Origin of the sequence: Aquimarina megaterium XH134, assembly GCF_000520975.1 — a bacterium.
Lineage (GTDB): Bacteria > Bacteroidota > Bacteroidia > Flavobacteriales > Flavobacteriaceae > Aquimarina > Aquimarina megaterium.
The window spans coordinates 465,893-482,239 of sequence record NZ_JACB01000003.1; the positions used below are offsets into that span (position 1 = coordinate 465,893).

20 protein-coding genes are annotated in these 16,347 nt (G+C 34.0%); 18 read left to right on the forward strand and 2 right to left on the reverse strand.

From position 1 onward, the window contains the following. The first annotated feature begins 39 nt into the window (after nt 1–39). From Z053_RS0104860 to Z053_RS29835, 14 genes are all read left to right on the forward strand, one after another. Nucleotides 40–861 carry a M48 family metallopeptidase gene (locus Z053_RS0104860; protein ID WP_025663917.1) on the forward strand — a complete coding sequence of 274 codons (822 nt, stop codon included), beginning with the start codon at nt 40–42 and terminating at the stop codon, nt 859–861. Between the two features lie 150 nt (nt 862–1,011). Then, the gene (locus tag Z053_RS0104865) at nt 1,012–2,331 is read left to right on the forward strand and encodes an MFS transporter (RefSeq protein ID WP_025663918.1); all 1,320 of its coding nucleotides are present in this window, start codon (nt 1,012–1,014) and stop codon (nt 2,329–2,331) included. Nucleotides 2,332–2,530: 199 nt separating this feature from the next. Beyond that, nucleotides 2,531–3,010, forward strand: a complete 480-nt coding sequence (locus Z053_RS0104870; RefSeq protein WP_025663919.1) for a lipocalin family protein — start codon at nt 2,531–2,533, stop codon at nt 3,008–3,010. Nucleotides 3,011–3,027: 17 nt separating this feature from the next. Next, on the forward strand, nt 3,028–3,720 hold the full coding sequence (locus Z053_RS0104875; protein ID WP_025663920.1) for an OmpA family protein: 693 nt from the start codon (nt 3,028–3,030) through the stop codon (nt 3,718–3,720). An 80-nt stretch (nt 3,721–3,800) separates the two neighbouring features. Then, the gene (locus tag Z053_RS0104880) at nt 3,801–4,931 is read left to right on the forward strand and encodes an NAD(P)/FAD-dependent oxidoreductase (RefSeq protein ID WP_152538257.1); all 1,131 of its coding nucleotides are present in this window, start codon (nt 3,801–3,803) and stop codon (nt 4,929–4,931) included. Beyond that, the gene (locus tag Z053_RS0104885; protein WP_025663922.1) at nt 4,925–5,650 is read left to right on the forward strand and encodes a methyltransferase domain-containing protein; all 726 of its coding nucleotides are present in this window, start codon (nt 4,925–4,927) and stop codon (nt 5,648–5,650) included. Before Z053_RS0104880 ends, Z053_RS0104885 begins: the two co-directional genes overlap by 7 nt. 14 nt (nt 5,651–5,664) lie before the next feature. Then, complete coding sequence (locus Z053_RS0104890) at nt 5,665–6,717, forward strand: type III polyketide synthase (RefSeq protein WP_025663923.1); 1,053 nt, start codon at nt 5,665–5,667, stop codon at nt 6,715–6,717. A 72-nt stretch (nt 6,718–6,789) separates the two neighbouring features. Then, nucleotides 6,790–7,581 (forward strand): SDR family oxidoreductase, encoded by a 792-nt coding sequence (locus Z053_RS0104895; RefSeq protein WP_025663924.1) that lies wholly within the window; start codon nt 6,790–6,792, stop codon nt 7,579–7,581. Nucleotides 7,582–7,591: 10 nt separating this feature from the next. Then, nucleotides 7,592–8,074 carry a hypothetical protein gene (locus tag Z053_RS0104900; RefSeq protein ID WP_025663925.1) on the forward strand — a complete coding sequence of 161 codons (483 nt, stop codon included), beginning with the start codon at nt 7,592–7,594 and terminating at the stop codon, nt 8,072–8,074. A 12-nt stretch (nt 8,075–8,086) separates the two neighbouring features. Continuing rightward, nucleotides 8,087–8,524, forward strand: a complete 438-nt coding sequence (locus Z053_RS0104905) for a 3-hydroxyacyl-ACP dehydratase FabZ family protein (RefSeq protein ID WP_025663926.1) — start codon at nt 8,087–8,089, stop codon at nt 8,522–8,524. Between the two features lie 3 nt (nt 8,525–8,527). Next, a complete protein-coding gene (locus Z053_RS0104910) occupies nt 8,528–9,430 on the forward strand; it encodes an alpha/beta hydrolase (RefSeq protein ID WP_025663927.1) in 903 nt (300 codons plus the stop codon). Next, nucleotides 9,420–10,697 (forward strand): beta-ketoacyl-[acyl-carrier-protein] synthase family protein, encoded by a 1,278-nt coding sequence (locus Z053_RS0104915; RefSeq protein WP_025663928.1) that lies wholly within the window; start codon nt 9,420–9,422, stop codon nt 10,695–10,697. The genes Z053_RS0104910 and Z053_RS0104915 overlap by 11 nt, the downstream gene beginning before the upstream one ends. A 43-nt stretch (nt 10,698–10,740) precedes the next feature. Next, nucleotides 10,741–10,995, forward strand: a complete 255-nt coding sequence (locus Z053_RS0104920) for an acyl carrier protein (RefSeq protein WP_025663929.1) — start codon at nt 10,741–10,743, stop codon at nt 10,993–10,995. Then, nucleotides 10,992–11,534: a 4'-phosphopantetheinyl transferase family protein gene (locus tag Z053_RS29835; RefSeq protein ID WP_025663930.1), complete on the forward strand. Its 543-nt coding sequence runs from the start codon at nt 10,992–10,994 to the stop codon at nt 11,532–11,534. Before Z053_RS0104920 ends, Z053_RS29835 begins: the two co-directional genes overlap by 4 nt. A gap of 194 nt (nt 11,535–11,728) precedes the next feature. Here Z053_RS29835 and Z053_RS29840 read toward each other — a convergent pair whose 3' ends face one another. After that, nucleotides 11,729–12,316 (reverse strand): YceI family protein, encoded by a 588-nt coding sequence (locus tag Z053_RS29840; RefSeq protein WP_025663931.1) that lies wholly within the window; start codon nt 12,314–12,316, stop codon nt 11,729–11,731. A gap of 254 nt (nt 12,317–12,570) precedes the next feature. On the opposite strand from Z053_RS29840, the gene Z053_RS31035 reads away from it, so the two are divergent. From Z053_RS31035 to Z053_RS31325, 3 genes are all read left to right on the forward strand, one after another. After that, nucleotides 12,571–13,662 (forward strand): trypsin-like serine peptidase, encoded by a 1,092-nt coding sequence (locus Z053_RS31035; protein ID WP_152538258.1) that lies wholly within the window; start codon nt 12,571–12,573, stop codon nt 13,660–13,662. Between the two features lie 73 nt (nt 13,663–13,735). Further along, a complete protein-coding gene (locus Z053_RS0104940) occupies nt 13,736–13,996 on the forward strand; it encodes a carboxypeptidase-like regulatory domain-containing protein (protein ID WP_025663933.1) in 261 nt (86 codons plus the stop codon). Between the two features lie 137 nt (nt 13,997–14,133). Continuing rightward, on the forward strand, nt 14,134–14,292 hold the full coding sequence (locus tag Z053_RS31325) for a hypothetical protein (protein WP_160170047.1): 159 nt from the start codon (nt 14,134–14,136) through the stop codon (nt 14,290–14,292). A 27-nt stretch (nt 14,293–14,319) separates the two neighbouring features. Here the strand turns inward: Z053_RS31325 and Z053_RS0104950 are convergent, their stop codons facing one another. After that, on the reverse strand, nt 14,320–15,528 hold the full coding sequence (locus tag Z053_RS0104950; protein ID WP_025663934.1) for a multidrug effflux MFS transporter: 1,209 nt from the start codon (nt 15,526–15,528) through the stop codon (nt 14,320–14,322). Nucleotides 15,529–15,653: 125 nt separating this feature from the next. Between Z053_RS0104950 and Z053_RS0104955 the strand changes: the two genes are divergently transcribed. Continuing rightward, the gene (locus tag Z053_RS0104955) at nt 15,654–16,232 is read left to right on the forward strand and encodes a hypothetical protein (RefSeq protein WP_025663935.1); all 579 of its coding nucleotides are present in this window, start codon (nt 15,654–15,656) and stop codon (nt 16,230–16,232) included. The last annotated feature ends 115 nt before the right edge of the window (nt 16,233–16,347 follow it).

The window sequence follows — 16,347 nt, forward strand, 5'->3', positions numbered from 1 at the left end:
AATTTTAACAAAATGAAAATTCAAGATTAATATTAATATATGAACATGCGAAAATCTATAGTCCTATTAGGAACTGTTTTATTATTTATGTCCTGTGCGACAAATCCATTTACTGGTAAACAAACATTGGCATTAGTCCCTAATTCTCAGATATTACCAATGGCTTTTCAGCAGTATAATCAATTCTTAGGAGAGAATAAGGTTATAAAAGGAACATCTGACGCACAAATGATCACTCGAGTTGGCCAAAAAATAGCAAAAGCATCAGAACGCTGGTTAAATGCTAATGGTTATCAAGGGTATCTTAAAGATTATAAATGGGAGTATAATCTTGTAGATGATAAAACTGTGAATGCCTGGTGTATGCCTGGAGGTAAAATTGTATTCTATACCGGGATTTTACCGATTGCAAAAAATGAAACTGGTATTGCTGCTGTAATGGGGCATGAGGTTGCTCATGCATTAGCAAATCATGGTCAACAGCGAATGAGTGCTGGTCAAATCCAACAAGTAGCAGGAGCGGCAACTGCAATTGCAGTAAGCGGGAAAGATCAAAAGACACAACAAATCGTTGGTACTGCATTTGGTTTAGGAAGTCAATTTGGAGTAATGCTGCCTTTTAGTAGAAGTCATGAAACAGAAGCAGACCGTATAGGATTACAACTAATGGCAATCGCTGGTTACAATCCTGATGAAGCTGCAGAATTGTGGAAACGTATGAAAGCAAATAGTGGAGGACAAGCGCCACCAGAGTTTATGAGTACCCATCCATCAAGTGATACACGTATTGCTAATCTAACAGCATGGGCCCCTGCAGCAAGGGCTGAAGCCAAAAAATTTGGGGTAACCTCTTTTAAATAATTGTAAAGTTTATAATCTTAAAAAGATTATACTTACTTTAGAAGCTGTTCTGAGCAAATTCAGAACAGCTTTTTTTTATATAAATTGTCATATTAAATCACTACTCGAAGTGATTATTATCTGATGGATATATCTTAATTTTATAAGTAAATGAGTAAACTACTACCAAAAGGGCATAAAAAATTATTAAATGCCTGGGCTTTCTACGATTGGGCAAATTCAGTATATAACTTAACGATTTCTTCAGCGGTTTTTCCCATTTTTTGGGGAGCACTCACTATAGTTAGAAATGATCAGGGAGAAATTGTTAATGATACAGTACGTTTCTTAGGATACGATTTTAATAATGATTCTTTAATAAGTTATGTCACTGCTTTGGCATTTCTAACCGTATCTATAATTAGTCCATTACTTTCGGGAATAGCGGATTATGTGGGGAACAAGAAGAATTTCCTTAAATTTTTCTGTTATTTAGGTGCATTATCGTGTATTGGCCTTTATTGGTTTAATCTCGAACACCTTTGGTTTGGATTACTATGTTACTTCTTGGCCCTAATTGGTTTTTGGGCTAGTTTGGTATTTTATAACTCGTATTTACCAGATATCGCATTTCCAGAACAACAAGATGCTATTAGTGCCAAGGGATATTCTCTTGGGTATATAGGAAGTGTAATTTTATTGATTATTAATCTTGTTATGATTTTAAAATATGAATGGTTTGGTTTTGAAAGTGAAGGTGTACCAACGAGATTATCTTTTGTTATGGTAGGAATTTGGTGGATTGGGTTTAGCCAATACACATATTATTATCTTCCAAAAGGGAATAAGAAAGATGTACTAACCAAAGCTGTTGTTTTTAATGGCTTTAAAGAGCTAAAAATGATATGGAAAGCACTTCAAAACGATATACGACTTCGCAGATATCTAAGTGCGTTTTTTGTATATAGTATGGCAGTACAGACCATTATGCTTATTGCAACTTATTTCGGAATCGAAGAATTAGACTGGGGAGAACAAAACGCAACTACCGGTTTAATTATAAGCATCCTGTTAATTCAGCTTGTTGCCGTACTGGGAGCGTATCTTACTTCTAAAGCGTCTTCAAAATTCGGAAACATACAAACATTGATTGTAATTAACTTTATCTGGATTGGTATTTGTGTCTATGCGTATACAATTACGACTCCATTTCAGTTTTATGTTACCGCCGCAATTGTTGGTCTTGTTATGGGAGGTATACAAGCATTATCAAGATCTACATACTCAAAGTTATTGCCAGAAGATGCTATCGATACGGCCTCATACTTTAGTTTTTATGATGTATCAGAAAAAATAGGTATTGTAATCGGGATGTTTTCATATGGAATTATCGCTCAGGTAACTGGGAGTGTACGATATTCGATTCTTTTCTTAATCCTTTTCTTTGTGGTTGGTCTTGTCTTATTATTCAGAGTACCAAAAACAAAATGATTACATACTAAAACCTTGTAAGGTTTTTATAATAATAAAAAATGGGTAAAGGCTAATAAAAATCCTTTATCCTTTTTTTGTGTATTTCATCTAGTTTTTAAGATTATTTAGTCTGTGATAATTAAATATCATTTTGAAATATAATAATATTGGAAACGTTATCGTTATTAGCTACTTTTATATAATAAAACTCATGACAATGAAAAAACTTATGTTAGCGTTGGTAGTTGTACTACTAGCTTCCTGTAATACTACTCAACAAACCGTTATTGCAGCAAAAAAGACCCTGAAAGGGGAGTGGTCTCTTGACAAAATCTCTTATGACCGTCAGGGAATATTTGAAGTAAACCTCTATAATGATGCCTCTGCAGAATGTTTTACTGGAAGTATCTGGAAATTTATCCCAAATAATAATACCGGAAAGTATGAAGTAAATCAAAGTAGTTGTGTTTCTACAGGAGCAAGAAACTTTAGATTTACAATTCCTAAGCCCGAGGGTAATGGAGCGTATTATTTTATGTTTAAACCCATAAACGAAAAGAAAAAAAGCACAAATAATAATGCTGGTTACAGAATGCTTTTGGATCACCTTGATGATACCACTATGACATGGAAAATGACTGTAAGTCTAGAAGGGAAACCTTTTGTAATCACCATGAATTTTAATAAATTACAATAAACTCAAATCGATAAATGATGAAGACAAATCTTAAAAAAATAGTGGTTGCTGTAATGGCTGTTGCAATTTTAACAAGTTGTGAAGCCGTTAAAAACTCAAATAACACACAAAGAGGAGCGGTAATTGGTACTGCAGCTGGAGCTGTGATAGGAGGAATTATAGGAAATAATGTAAAAAACAAGAACTCTGCACTTGGTGCCGTAATTGGTGGTGTCGTAGGAGGTGTTGCCGGTGGTGTTATCGGTAAACAAATGGATAAACAAGCTCAGAAAATTGAGTCAGAAATACCAGGAGCCGAAGTAACAAGAGTAGGAGAAGGTATTGATGTGGTATTTGATGAGAATAGTGGAGTATATTTTGCTACGAATAAATCTACTCTTAATTCGAAGTCTAAAACTAATCTTAACAAATTAGCTGGTATTTTTAAAGAATATCCAGATACTAATATTATTGTAGAAGGACATACAGATAGTACAGGTGATGATAGCTATAATATGTCATTATCTCAAAAAAGAGCAAATGCTGTTACAAACTATTTAATATCTCAGGGAATAAGCAAGAGTCGTTTAACGACTTATGCTCACGGAGAGACACTTCCAAAATATGATAATGCAACTCCAGAAGGAAGAGCTAAAAATAGAAGAGTTGAACTTGGTATTGTTGCTAATGAAAAGATGAAGCAAGATGCGCAAAAGCAAGTAAAGCAGTAAACTTTTGTAATAAAACATTTAAAATCCCGACTATACAGTCGGGATTTTTTTATGCTTAATTTTTAATGTATCTTCAATACTTGGACAAGTATTCACACATAATAATCATTGGCGGAGGGCTCGCCGGACTAACCAATGCTATTCATTTGGTTAAAGCAGGTATTCCTGTTACGCTTATCGAAATGAATGTATATCCAAAACACAAAGTATGTGGCGAATATATATCTAATGAAGTATTACCATATTTTGAATTTTTAGATATAGATATCAATGCTTTACAGCCTACCAGAATTTCAAAATTTACTATAAGTACACAAAAAGGAAAGTGTATACAAAGTACATTACCCTTAGGAGGTTTTGGAGTTAGTAGATATGCTCTTGATCATTATCTATGGGAAAAAGCAGCGGTAGCAGGAGTACAGTTAATACAAGATCAGGTAACCGATGTGCATTATCATAATAATAGTTTCCAAATTAAAACAGCTGTCAATGGTGTACTAACCAGTGATCATGTTATTGGCGCATATGGAAAGCGAACTCTATTAGATAAAGTTTTACGACGAGATTTTAGCTATAGAAAATCCCCGTGGTTAGCTGTTAAGGCTCACTACAAAGCTGATTTTGATTCAAATACGGTCTCGTTACATAATTTTGAAGGAGGGTACTGTGGTCTTTCTATGGTAGAAAACAACATCGTAAACGCGTGTTATTTGGCTACCTATGACAGTTTTAAAAAATATAAAGACTTAGATGCATTTCAAAAGGAAGTCCTGTGCAAAAATCCACATTTAAATACATTCTTTAAGAACGCCGAATCATTATTTGATATTCCTATTACGATAAGTCAGATAAATTTTGATAAGAAAAACCCTGTTGAAGATCATGTCTTTATGACCGGAGATGCTGCTGGTTTAATTCACCCTCTTTGTGGTAATGGTATGGCAATGGCAATACAAAGTGCACAGATACTTAGTGAACTACTAATACATAATTATAATCAGGGTGTAATAACGCCCAGAAAAGTAATAGAAATAGAATACACCAAACAATGGAATAAAGCATTTTCTAAAAGATTGTATACTGGTAGGGCATTACAAAAAATCTTATTAAATGATAGATTACAACAGCTTTCTTATACAATAGCTAATACCATACCAGCTATTGTACCTAGAATTATAAAACAAACCCATGGAGAGCCTTTGATATGCTAGCAAATTTACAATATAGGAGTAATGAGGCAGAACTCATGGACAATCCAGAGATTGAAGAAAAGGCTTTACAAATTGCATTATCTGATATTTCGAGAGTAAATAAATGGTTGGGAGGTAATGCAATTACCAATAAGGCTATACACACTTTGGTCAAAAACCTCAATCCTTCACAAGAGATTACAATTCTTGATTTAGGTTGTGGTGATGGTGAGATGTTAAGGGCAATTGCAGATTCGTTTAGAAAAGAAAAAAGAAACATAAATCTTATAGGTATTGATTTGAATAGCAAATGTTTAGATTACGCCATCAAAACAAGTGCTTTATATCCAGAAATATCATTTTTTAACAAAGATATTTTAGAAATAGAAGCTTCAGAATTTTCTTGTGATATCATTATCTGTACATTAACATTACATCATCTTAGAAACGAAGAGATCAAAAAAATTATAAAAAAAGCTATAAACCTTGCAAAAACTGCAGTTGTGATCAATGATCTTCACCGTAGTACATTGGCATATTATCTTTTTAAAATATTCAGTTTCTTTTTTATTAAAGGATATGTAGCGAAAAATGACGGATTGGTTTCTATAAAAAGAGGATTCAAAAAGAAAGAGTTATTATATTTTGCCAAAGCACTTCATTTACAAGAGTATAAAATAGATTGGAAATGGGCTTTCCGGTATCGGTGGATTATAAAAACCGCATGTAAAAAAAATTAAAAAAGTAAGAAAAATTGAGTGTAAAAATAACTGCTGTAACCAAGCAACTCCCACAATACATGCGGGAGACAAAAGAAATATTGCCCTTTGTTTCTCAATGGTTATCGGGTCAGAATGAACGTTTCAGACGTAAAGTGATTAAGATTTTTGAGAATGCTGCAGTAGATCGTCGTTATGGCATTATGAGTATCGAAGAAGTGTTTTTGGCTACCTCTTTTGAAGAGAAAAACGACATTTATATCCGAGAAGTAAAGAAATTAGGAACTTCTGTTTTAAAAAAAGCATTAGAAAAAGTCGATTGGGATCCCAAATCTCTTGATTACATCATTACTGTAAGCTGTACAGGTATTATGATCCCTTCTATTGATGCATTTATTATTAACGACCTTAATCTCAAACAAGATATTGTAAGACTGCCTGTTACAGAAATGGGGTGTGCAGCAGGTGTTTCGGGAATTATTTATGCGAGAAATTTTCTACAAGCCAATCCGGGAAAGAGAGCTGCGGTAATTGCTATAGAGTCACCTACAGCAACATTTCAGTTAGATGATTACAGCATGACAAATATGGTAAGTGCTGCCATTTTTGGTGACGGTGCAGCGTGTACATTGTTATCATCAGAAGAAGATGCTACAGGTCCAAAAATTATAGGAGACGAGATGTATCATTTTTATGATGCAACAACAATGATGGGTTTTAAGTTAACTAATGGGGGCTTACAAATGATATTAGACCCTAAAGTGCCAGAAACTATTGCCGCCCATTTTCCTAATGTAATTCATCCTTTTCTGGCAAAATATAACAAAACCATTGAGGAGGTAGATCATCTTATTTTTCATCCTGGAGGAAAAAAGATAGTACAGACGGTAGAAGAGCTTTTTGGACATTTAGGTAAGAATATAGAGGATACAAAGACCGTTTTGATGGAATATGGCAATATGAGTAGCGCTACGGTGTTGTATGTATTAGAACGATTCATGGCACAAAACCCGATGCCAGGGGAAACAGGACTTATGCTTAGTTTTGGACCAGGATTTTCTGCGCAACGAATATTACTGGAATGGTAAAAATTACTATTTTTTCATTTCCGCGTAGGCGAAATTTTATTTATATAAAACAAATATTAAAAACTTAGATGTGTGAATAACGATTTTGTAAATAAAAATGAATGGGCACTCATATTGGGTGGTAGTAGTGGTTTGGGCTTAGCTTCTGCCAAAAAACTGGCTTTGCACGGTATGAATATTATCATTGTACATCGCAATCGTAAAAGTGAAATGAACCAAATCGAAGCTGATTTTATAAAAATAAAAGAAACGGGAGTTGGTTTTCTTTCGTTAAATATAGATCTTTTGAAGCCTGAAAAACGAATGGAAGCTATAGCAAAAATAGCAAATATTATAGACGAAGGGCGTATAAAAACAATTGTGCATAGCGTTGCAAAAGGCAACCTAAAACCTATGATTGATGCAACGCATGTATTGAAGAATGATGATTTTCATTTAACTATTGATGCTATGGCAATCAGTCTTTATGATTGGGTTACTTTGGTATTTAAAGCGGCATTGTTTGCAGAAGATGCTAGGGTTATTTCTTTTACAAGTGAAGGAAATACGAAAGCCTGGAAGAATTATGCAGCTGTTTCTGCTGCCAAAGTAGTTCTCGAAGCTATTACCAGAAGTATAGCGTTAGAATTTGCACCTTATGGTATTAAAGCCAATTGTCTGCAACCTGGAGCGGTAGATACTCAGTCATTACGAATGATACCTGGTCATGAACAGATTATGGAGCATAGTCTAAAACGTAACCCGTTTAATCGAATTACGACACCAGAAGATGTAGCGAACGTGGTGTACTTACTATGTAGAGAAGAAGCCTCCTGGATTAATGGTTGTGTGATACCTGTGAATGGAGGTGAACATTTAAACTAAAACAAGTAAAATGAAAAATATAGTAATTCTATGTCTACCCATTGTCCTTTACATTCTGTCTTGCAAAGAAGATAACAATAGTGCGGGAAATGTAGTTGCTGGTGTAAATGATAATAAAGCAGAGGTTATAAGTGTCGAGGTAACAGGAGAAGAGAATAAGTATTCTTTTAATGTTGGTATTAAGAGTCCGGATCAGGGATGTGATCAATATGCTGATTGGTGGGAAGTTATTTTTGAAAATGGAGAATTGCTCTACAGAAGGATTTTGGCACATAGTCATGTAAATGAGCAGCCTTTTGTGAGATCAGGAGGGCCTGTTCCTATTAAGAAAGATCAAATAGTGTATGTGCGTGCACATATGAATACAAGTAAATATGGCAATAAAGTGTTTAAAGGCAATGTAAACGAAGGATTTACAAAAAGCACTTTAGAAAGTGAATTTGCTAATCATTTAGAAAGAACACAACCGCTTCCGGATGGATGTGCGTTTTAAACTCGTTTAATTATGGGTATAGAAGATATTATACAAGAACTGCCATATAGTAAACCATTTTTGTTTGTAGATAAAATTCTGGAGATTGATGATGATCATATCAAAGGTAGCTACACATTTCTAAAGAATGAATATTTTTATGAAGGACATTTTAAAGACAATCCTATTACTCCGGGGGTAATCCTTACCGAATGTATGGCGCAAATTGGGATGGCATGTTTTGGGATTTATCTTTTGAAAGGAGAATGGGATAAAGCCGATTTTGGAGTAGCAATGACCAGTAGTGATGTTAATTTTTACCACCCCGTCTATCCCGAAGAGAAAGTAACTGTAATTGCTACTAAAGAATATTTTAGGTTTAATAAGTTAAAATGTAAAGTTACCATGTATAATTCTGAGGATGTGTTGGTTGCTAAAGGTATTGTAGCAGGAGTAGCTTTTAAAAAATAAAAGATGAGTAGTATAGGATATTCGTTAGTGAAATTAGTACTTAGGCTAAAAGGAGAAAAGAAATCCTGGTCTCAAGATCCTATTGATTACCATAAAAAAAGAAAACAAGATGTACATACTCCTAACACAAAGCTTTTATTAGGTTGTGCCTTTGAAATTAAAGAGGTATACAATAGTAAAGTGACTAGTATTGTCCCTAAAAATACAAATACAGATTTTTTGTTATTGTATTGTCATGGAGGAGCCTTTGTTTATGGTCCAACTCAAGAAAACTGGATAGCAATCGCTAAGATCGCAAAACAAGCACGTTCTCATGCCTGGATGGTAGATTACCCAAAAGCACCAGAAAACACTATTAAAACGATAACAGAAAGCATCTATCAAGTATATCTCGAAGCGATAAAAATATACAATCCGTCTAAAATCATTTTAATTGGTGATTCTGTAGGTGGAAATTTGATTATGACTCTTACGCAACGATTACTAAAAGAAGAATATAAATTACCAAATAGATTAATAGCGATTACACCAATGATAGACGCCAGTCTAACAAATCCGAAAATTGAAAAAATTGATTTGATAGACCCTATCCTTAGCATAAAGGGGGTGAAGTCTGCAAAGAAAATGTGTGCAGGTCAATTATCTTTAAAAGACCAGATGATTTCTCCCATATACGGTGATTTTGATGATTTTCCGGCAATACACTTGTTTACAGCTACAAATGATATCTGTACTCCTGATCAAGAGGTGCTAATAGATAAAATAAAAAAAGCCCATGGTGAAATAGAAGTTATTAAAGGAATAGGAATGCTTCATATATGGCCAATACTACCTATACTATCTGAAGCTAAAATTGCTATAAAGAAAATAGTATCGATTATTAATTTAGCTATAGATGATAAATAAAAGGCGTGTCGTTATAACAGGTTTAGGTGTGGTTGCTCCAAATGGAACGAACGTTTCAATTTTTAAAAAACATGTTTATGATGGAGTAAGTGGTATACAACATATTAAAAAATTAGAGGATCTAAATTTTTCATGTCAAATAGCTGGTTTACCAATTTATAAACATGATAATTTAAACAATTACTTTAATTCAATTCAACTACGTGGTTTAAATGCTTCTGGGATGGAATATGGCGTTATTGCTGGTATGGATGCTTGGAAAGATTCCAAGTTACCTATCAATGATTCTGAAACACCACTTTGGGATGCCGGGGTAATTTTTGGAACCGGAATATTAGGTGTCGATAAATTTAGAGAAGCCATTTATAAGGTAGACGAAGGTAAAGTAAGAAGATTAGGGAGTACCACAGTTACACAAACTATGGCCAGTGGTATTAGTGCTTTTTTAGGTGGTATGTTAGGATGTGGAAATGTGGTTACCACTAATTCCTCGGCTTGTAGTACAGGAACCGAAGCTATTTTGATGGCCTATGACAGAATAAGTGATGGTAAAGCAGAAGTCATTTTGGCGGGTAGTACAAATGATAGCGGTCCCTATGTATGGGGAGGCTTTGATGCTATGCGTATTCTCCCATATAAGTATAATAATAACCCGACCGGGGCATCGCGCCCCATGAGCGCAACAGCTAGTGGTTTTGTGCCTGGGAGTGGAGCAGGAGCTTTGGTTATCGAAAGCCTGGATAATGCCCAAAAAAGAGGAGCTACAATCTATGCAGAGATTTTGGGCGGACATGTAAATAGCGGTGGACAACGTAAAGGCGGAAGTATGACAGCTCCTAATAGTGATGCAGTACAGTATTGTATTCGTAAAGCGGTAGCGCATGCAGGAATAGATCCAGGAGAAATTGATGCAATCAATGGTCATCTAACCGCTACAACGATGGATAGTGTCGAAATACAAAATTGGTGCATAGCCTTGGGGCGAAAAGGACAGGATTTCCCGTATATCAATTCACTTAAGAGTTTAGTAGGGCATTGCCTGGCAGCTTCTGGTAGTATAGAAAGCGTAGCAACTGTATTACAATTGAAAGAGAATTTCATCTTTGGAAATATAAATTGTGAAGATTTACATCCCGAAATAGAAAATTGGGTGTCCAGAGATCGAATCCCTACCAAAACATTGGATTATGCTCCTAATATTATTGCAAAAGCTAGTTTTGGATTTGGAGATGTAAACGCTTGCGTTATCTTTAAAAAATACATATAAAAATAGTATCAAAAATAAATATTGAATCAACTCTAATTAAATTATGACAAAAGAAGAATTACTTTCTAAATTAAAAACAATCATAACACCGTATGTACAAAATGAAGAAGGGCTCACTACTCTTACAGAAAACACTGATTTTATAAAGGATCTGGAAATTAATTCTGCCAATCTGGTAGATGTAGTGCTTGATGTAGAGGATGAATTCGATATTGAGATTGATAATGAATCGATGGAGAAAATGTTAACTGTTAAGGCTTCAATTGCTGTGATAGAAGATAAATTAGCTTCGAAATGATCGGTAATGATATTGTAGACCTTCAATTAGCCAAAACACAAAGTAATTGGCAGAGAAAAGGGTGGCTTCAAAAAATATGTACCATACAGGAACAGCAGTATATTTTCACTTCAGAAAAAGCAGAAATACAACTCTGGCAGTTTTGGAGTATGAAAGAGGCGGCATATAAAGCCCACCAAAGGCGATTTAACCTTTCTCGAAGGTATAACCCCCTAAACTTTGAATGTACGCCAAAAGGAGAGGTTTATGTTGGTAATTACCGTTATAAAATAATTACAGAAACGCAAAATGAATATGTGTATAGCATTGCAATGGTATCTGATGAAGAGTATCACTCTTCTGTATATGGTAAAAAAACGAATGCACGTTCTAAATTGAAAGAAATAATTTCTGAAAAACTAAATATAGATTCGTCTCTGATTTATTTTACTAAAAATAGTAAGGGAATTCCGTTAGTACATATTGACCAAAAAGCAATACAATTACCGCTGTCGTTTACATATCACGGAAAATACTCAGCATTTGTCGTTTCAATTTAACAATTTGTCGTTAATAGAATTAGATTTCAGCAGTAATAGGATTTAAAAAAACAATTAAGCGTTGTTTGGTATTCTTTGATACACAACTTACTGATAAAATTTACCTATACAATTAAGAAGAAGCAATCTGGAGTATCTTTTTTAAATATATTTGTTTTCAGTGAAAAAAATGGAAACAGTTAGATACTAAAAAACTATCTAAGTATCGGAAAATAAAAACGAATATCTAATTTGTTTTGCTCTCGTTTGTCGTGGATATTAACATCAAAATCACTAGAGTAAATCGTAGTTTTGCCTAATAATTTTTTGTCATCAAGAGAGAATGTGATAATCACTTCTTTTTGTATTCCCTTAATAGTAAGGTTGCCAATAACTTTATAAGTATTGGTGTCAAAAGCAACTACATCGGTACTCACAAATCTTATTTTTGGGTATTTTTTTCTATAGAAGAATTTTTCCCACATTAAATGTCCATCACGCAAAAAATTATCAGTATCTAGTGTATTAATAAGGGCAGTACCTTTAAAACTTGCATTCTCTGGATCTTTAGGATTGAAATTAATCTTAAAATCTAAACCCGCAATAGTACCAGAAGTTTCATCTTTTATAAAATCAAAAGAAACTCTTGACTTTTCTTTGTCAAAAACAATGCCTTGATAGTCATTGATTAAGGCATAATCAGAAGTTGGGCTGGTTGGTAATTGTGTGGCGTTAGGAATAATATCTTGCCCAAATCCTTGAGCATACAAAATACCAATCAATATGTAGAGAAAAGTTCTCATAGGGATAATTATAATTTTACTAAGTTAGAAATAATCAAGAATCATTCCAAGGGTTTATTTACCCCAATTCTATACCATCATTCAACTACAAAACCAACAGGCATTCAACCTTTTGATTTACAGACTTTTAACTCTTTACTAATGTTTTAGTTATTTATACTTTTGCTCTTAATAAAATTGCAATTTAAAAAAGAAGTAGAGGGAACCTATGCATGAGAACTCTTGATATAACAAATTTTATAAAAACACAGATCATGAAGAAAAATGGAATATATGAAGATCAGGTTACTGATGAAACAACAGTTGTCGAAGAGGCTTTTGAAGGAACAGGAGATATCATAGAAACTGAAGAATTTGATGATACCTTGGAAGAGGAAACAGAAGAATCTGCCAACGACTACTTAGAGGTGAGTAGTGAAAACAGTGGGGGAGATCAGGATTTTGAGGATCTCGAAACACCTTTTGAAGGTAATGAAAGTGGTACCACAGAAAATTCTCAAACCGAAGAAGGTACTCTAGAAAAAGTTTCGGGGTACGATTACTCGGTATTAGAAGAGCAAGAAAACGAAGAAGAAGATGAAGAAAATCTTTTGGATGCATATTACGCTGAGTTTGGAGATCCTACTGCAGCAATGCTAATGCGTAGCGAAAGTGGTAAGAAAATGATGCAAGAAGTTGTTATCGGTAAAGATGATCGTAAACAAATTAAGGGAACAACCAAGTATCCCTGGCGTGCTATCTGTTCTTTAAGAATCAAAGCAAAAGATGGTACCAATTGGATTGGTACAGGATTTCTTATCGGCCCCAGAACAGTTATTACAGCTGGCCATGTAGTTTATATGCATAAACATGGTGGCTGGGCTAAGAGTATAGAAGTAATCCCGGGAAGAAATGGTGCTAAAAAACCATACGGATCATGTAAATCTTCTCATTTCCATTCGGTTAAAGGATGGACTAAGAGTAAAAAGAGAAGCCATGACTATGGAGCTATTATACTTCCCAAAAACTGTAAGTATGGTAACAAAGTAGGGTATTTTGGATATGGAAACTATGGTTTCTTTGATTTATTAGGATTAAAAGTAAATCTTTCTGGATATCCTGGGGATAAACCAGCAGGTACACAGTGGTGGCATGCCAGAAAAATTAAAGCAGTTACATCCAGAACATTAGTATATAATATTGATACTGCAGGAGGGCAAAGTGGTTCTCCGGTATGGCGAATCAAAAATGGTAAACGTTATGCTGTAGGAATCCATACCAATGGATATTCTTTGGGTAATTCTGCTACCCGAATTACAAAACCCGTGTTTAAGAATCTTAAAAACTGGAAAAACAAATACAAATAGTAAGTAAAACAGAAAGAATGAGCATTTTTATAAGAGAGAATGCTCATTCTTTAAAAAACAAATATAAAAACTAATGGCAGCTACAATTAGAGGAAGAATAGTAGATCAAAAATCTAAAAACCCTGTAGAAGAAGCAGTGATAACTTTAACGATCACTGGGATGACACGATTAGTAGATATAGCTCAAGTAACCGATGATACTGGAGCTTTTTTCTGGAATGATCTAACTCCAGGAAAATACGATATACTTATTATAGCAGAAGGGTATGCAAACAGAAAAATTTCAATCCTATTAAATACAAACGAAGAACAGGAAATTTTTATTGAACTCTAAACCCTAAAAGAAGGATTGTTCGTACGTATCTTAAAATAAATATAAAGTGCTACGAATGAGTAGACTAAAATTAAAAAAAATGATAACTTAGAAAGAGAATTAATTGTTAGTCGCGTGATTCATTAAAACTTTCCACTATGAGTAATAAAGAAAAAACCACTAGAAAAAGACGATTCGCAGATTTCCAGAATAAATATCGTAGATCTTCTAATTTTGGATACGGATCAAAGAGAGACCAATTCGCTATTGCCGGAAACGGTGATCTATCTATACCTGAAGATCGTAAACATGCATAGTGATCGCATAGGTAATCACTTTATTAATTAAGTAGCACGTTGTTGTTTTACAGATACTTTTAGATATACAAGAATTATAATTGAAAGTAGTGCACAGACCAAAAACCCTATAAATAAAGGTAGAGTAGTCCCCAAAACAAATCTCCCTATGTAAGTGCTAATAGGAACCGCCATAATAGTTGAAACAAAACCTGTGATTGCAGCACCTATCCCCGCAATATGACCAATAGGTTGCATGGCCAACGCCCTTAAATTTCCAAATAAAAAACCAATAGCAAAAAATTGCATTCCGAAGAATAGCAATAATATACCTACGCTTGGATTTGAAGAATTATAAAACAATACAATATATAAAAGTGAAATTGCAAAAAATGCGAGTAGAGAAGTGGTAACCAATTTCTCCATACCATATTTTAAAACTAGTGTTCCGTTTAAGAAAATAGCAGAACCTATAGAGATTGCCAAAAGACCAAATATATACGGAAACTCTTCTTTTAATTGATATTGCTGCTCAAAAACTTGTTGAGAAGTACTTAGATATACCATAAAAGAACCCACAATAAAGCCCGAAATAAGGGTATAGCCAATGGTCGTTTTGTATTGCATTAATTCCTTTAGGCCATCTATAAAAATAGTAGATGTAAATTTTATACGTTTAGATATTTCGAGGGTTTCGGCTTGTCTTTTCCAAAACCAAAAAGAGACTAGTATACTAAATAGTACTTGCACATAAAATATAGCTTGCCAATCATAATGATCTAATACAAATTTACCCAATGCAGGGGCAATAATGGGCACCAAAAGAAATACTACAGTAATAAATGACATGATACGTGCCATATAATCTCCGCTATAAATATCTCGAATCATAGCAATAGCAATGGTTCTGGGAGCAGATAACCCAATACCTTGCAGAATTCGTCCCAATACCATCATTTCTATGCTTGTCGCAAAAACGCAGATAAAGCTTGCGATAATAAAAAGTAATAGCCCCATGTACACAACAGGTTTTCTACCTATACTATCTGATATGGGGCCAAAAAATAACGGACCAATACCAAGACCCAGAAAAATCATGGTTATTAATAACTGATTGTCTGCGACTTGCCGGGTACCAATAGTAATCCCTATAATATCTAACGCAGGTAAAAGTGCATCTATAGCCAAAGCTACGATAGACATTAGAGATGCCATAAGGGTTACAAATTCAAACTGGGCGAACTTATTTTTTTGCATCTGGCAAAAGTAATGCATTTGGCCCACAAAGGTTTAAAGCAGAATGTTATATTCTGTAACGCTATACTATTTTTAATAGTCTTTTATGTGAATCGTACTTTTTTAACCAATACCATCACTTAATTATGAGAAATAGTGACATTTTACTATATAACAAACCAAGGTTAAAACTGTTTCGAATACTTAGAAAAAGGCATTATGTACTTGTAGTAGGAGTCGTGTGTTCTGTTTTCTTATCCGGAAAACAAATACATGCTCAGGAAAAAGAAACAGATGCAAATGGAGTAGTAGATAAGAAATCAAAGTTAGCAATTGGTGGATTTTCATATTCTGGACTATCAAGTCGTGAACAGCATGCATATTTTACAATTGACTACAAAGTAAATTCAAATTTGTTTATAGAATTACAAGGGTATAATGACACATATCTTTCTGCAGATGTTTTTAAAATGCCGATTAGAGGAAAATTACAATTAACAAATAAATTTCATTTTTTTTCTGGTTTGGAAATAGAACTTACACGAAATGTAGATATTCATGATATAGAAGTTCCTTTACAAACTAAGTTTATATATGGTATGGGGTATGATTTTGATACTAATTTTTCTTTAGAGGTAAATCATAATCTAAACTTTGGCACATCGGAGTTTGGATATTATGGAACTCCAAATTTATTGTATGTGCGAGGAAGGTATAGGTTTTAGGGACTAAAATTTTCTATATACTACCTGATTCACTGAAACTTATGTTAAAAAAATGTGCTGATATTTAAAAAAATGGTATATTATTTGATGCAATAATCAGTAATATTTATCATAA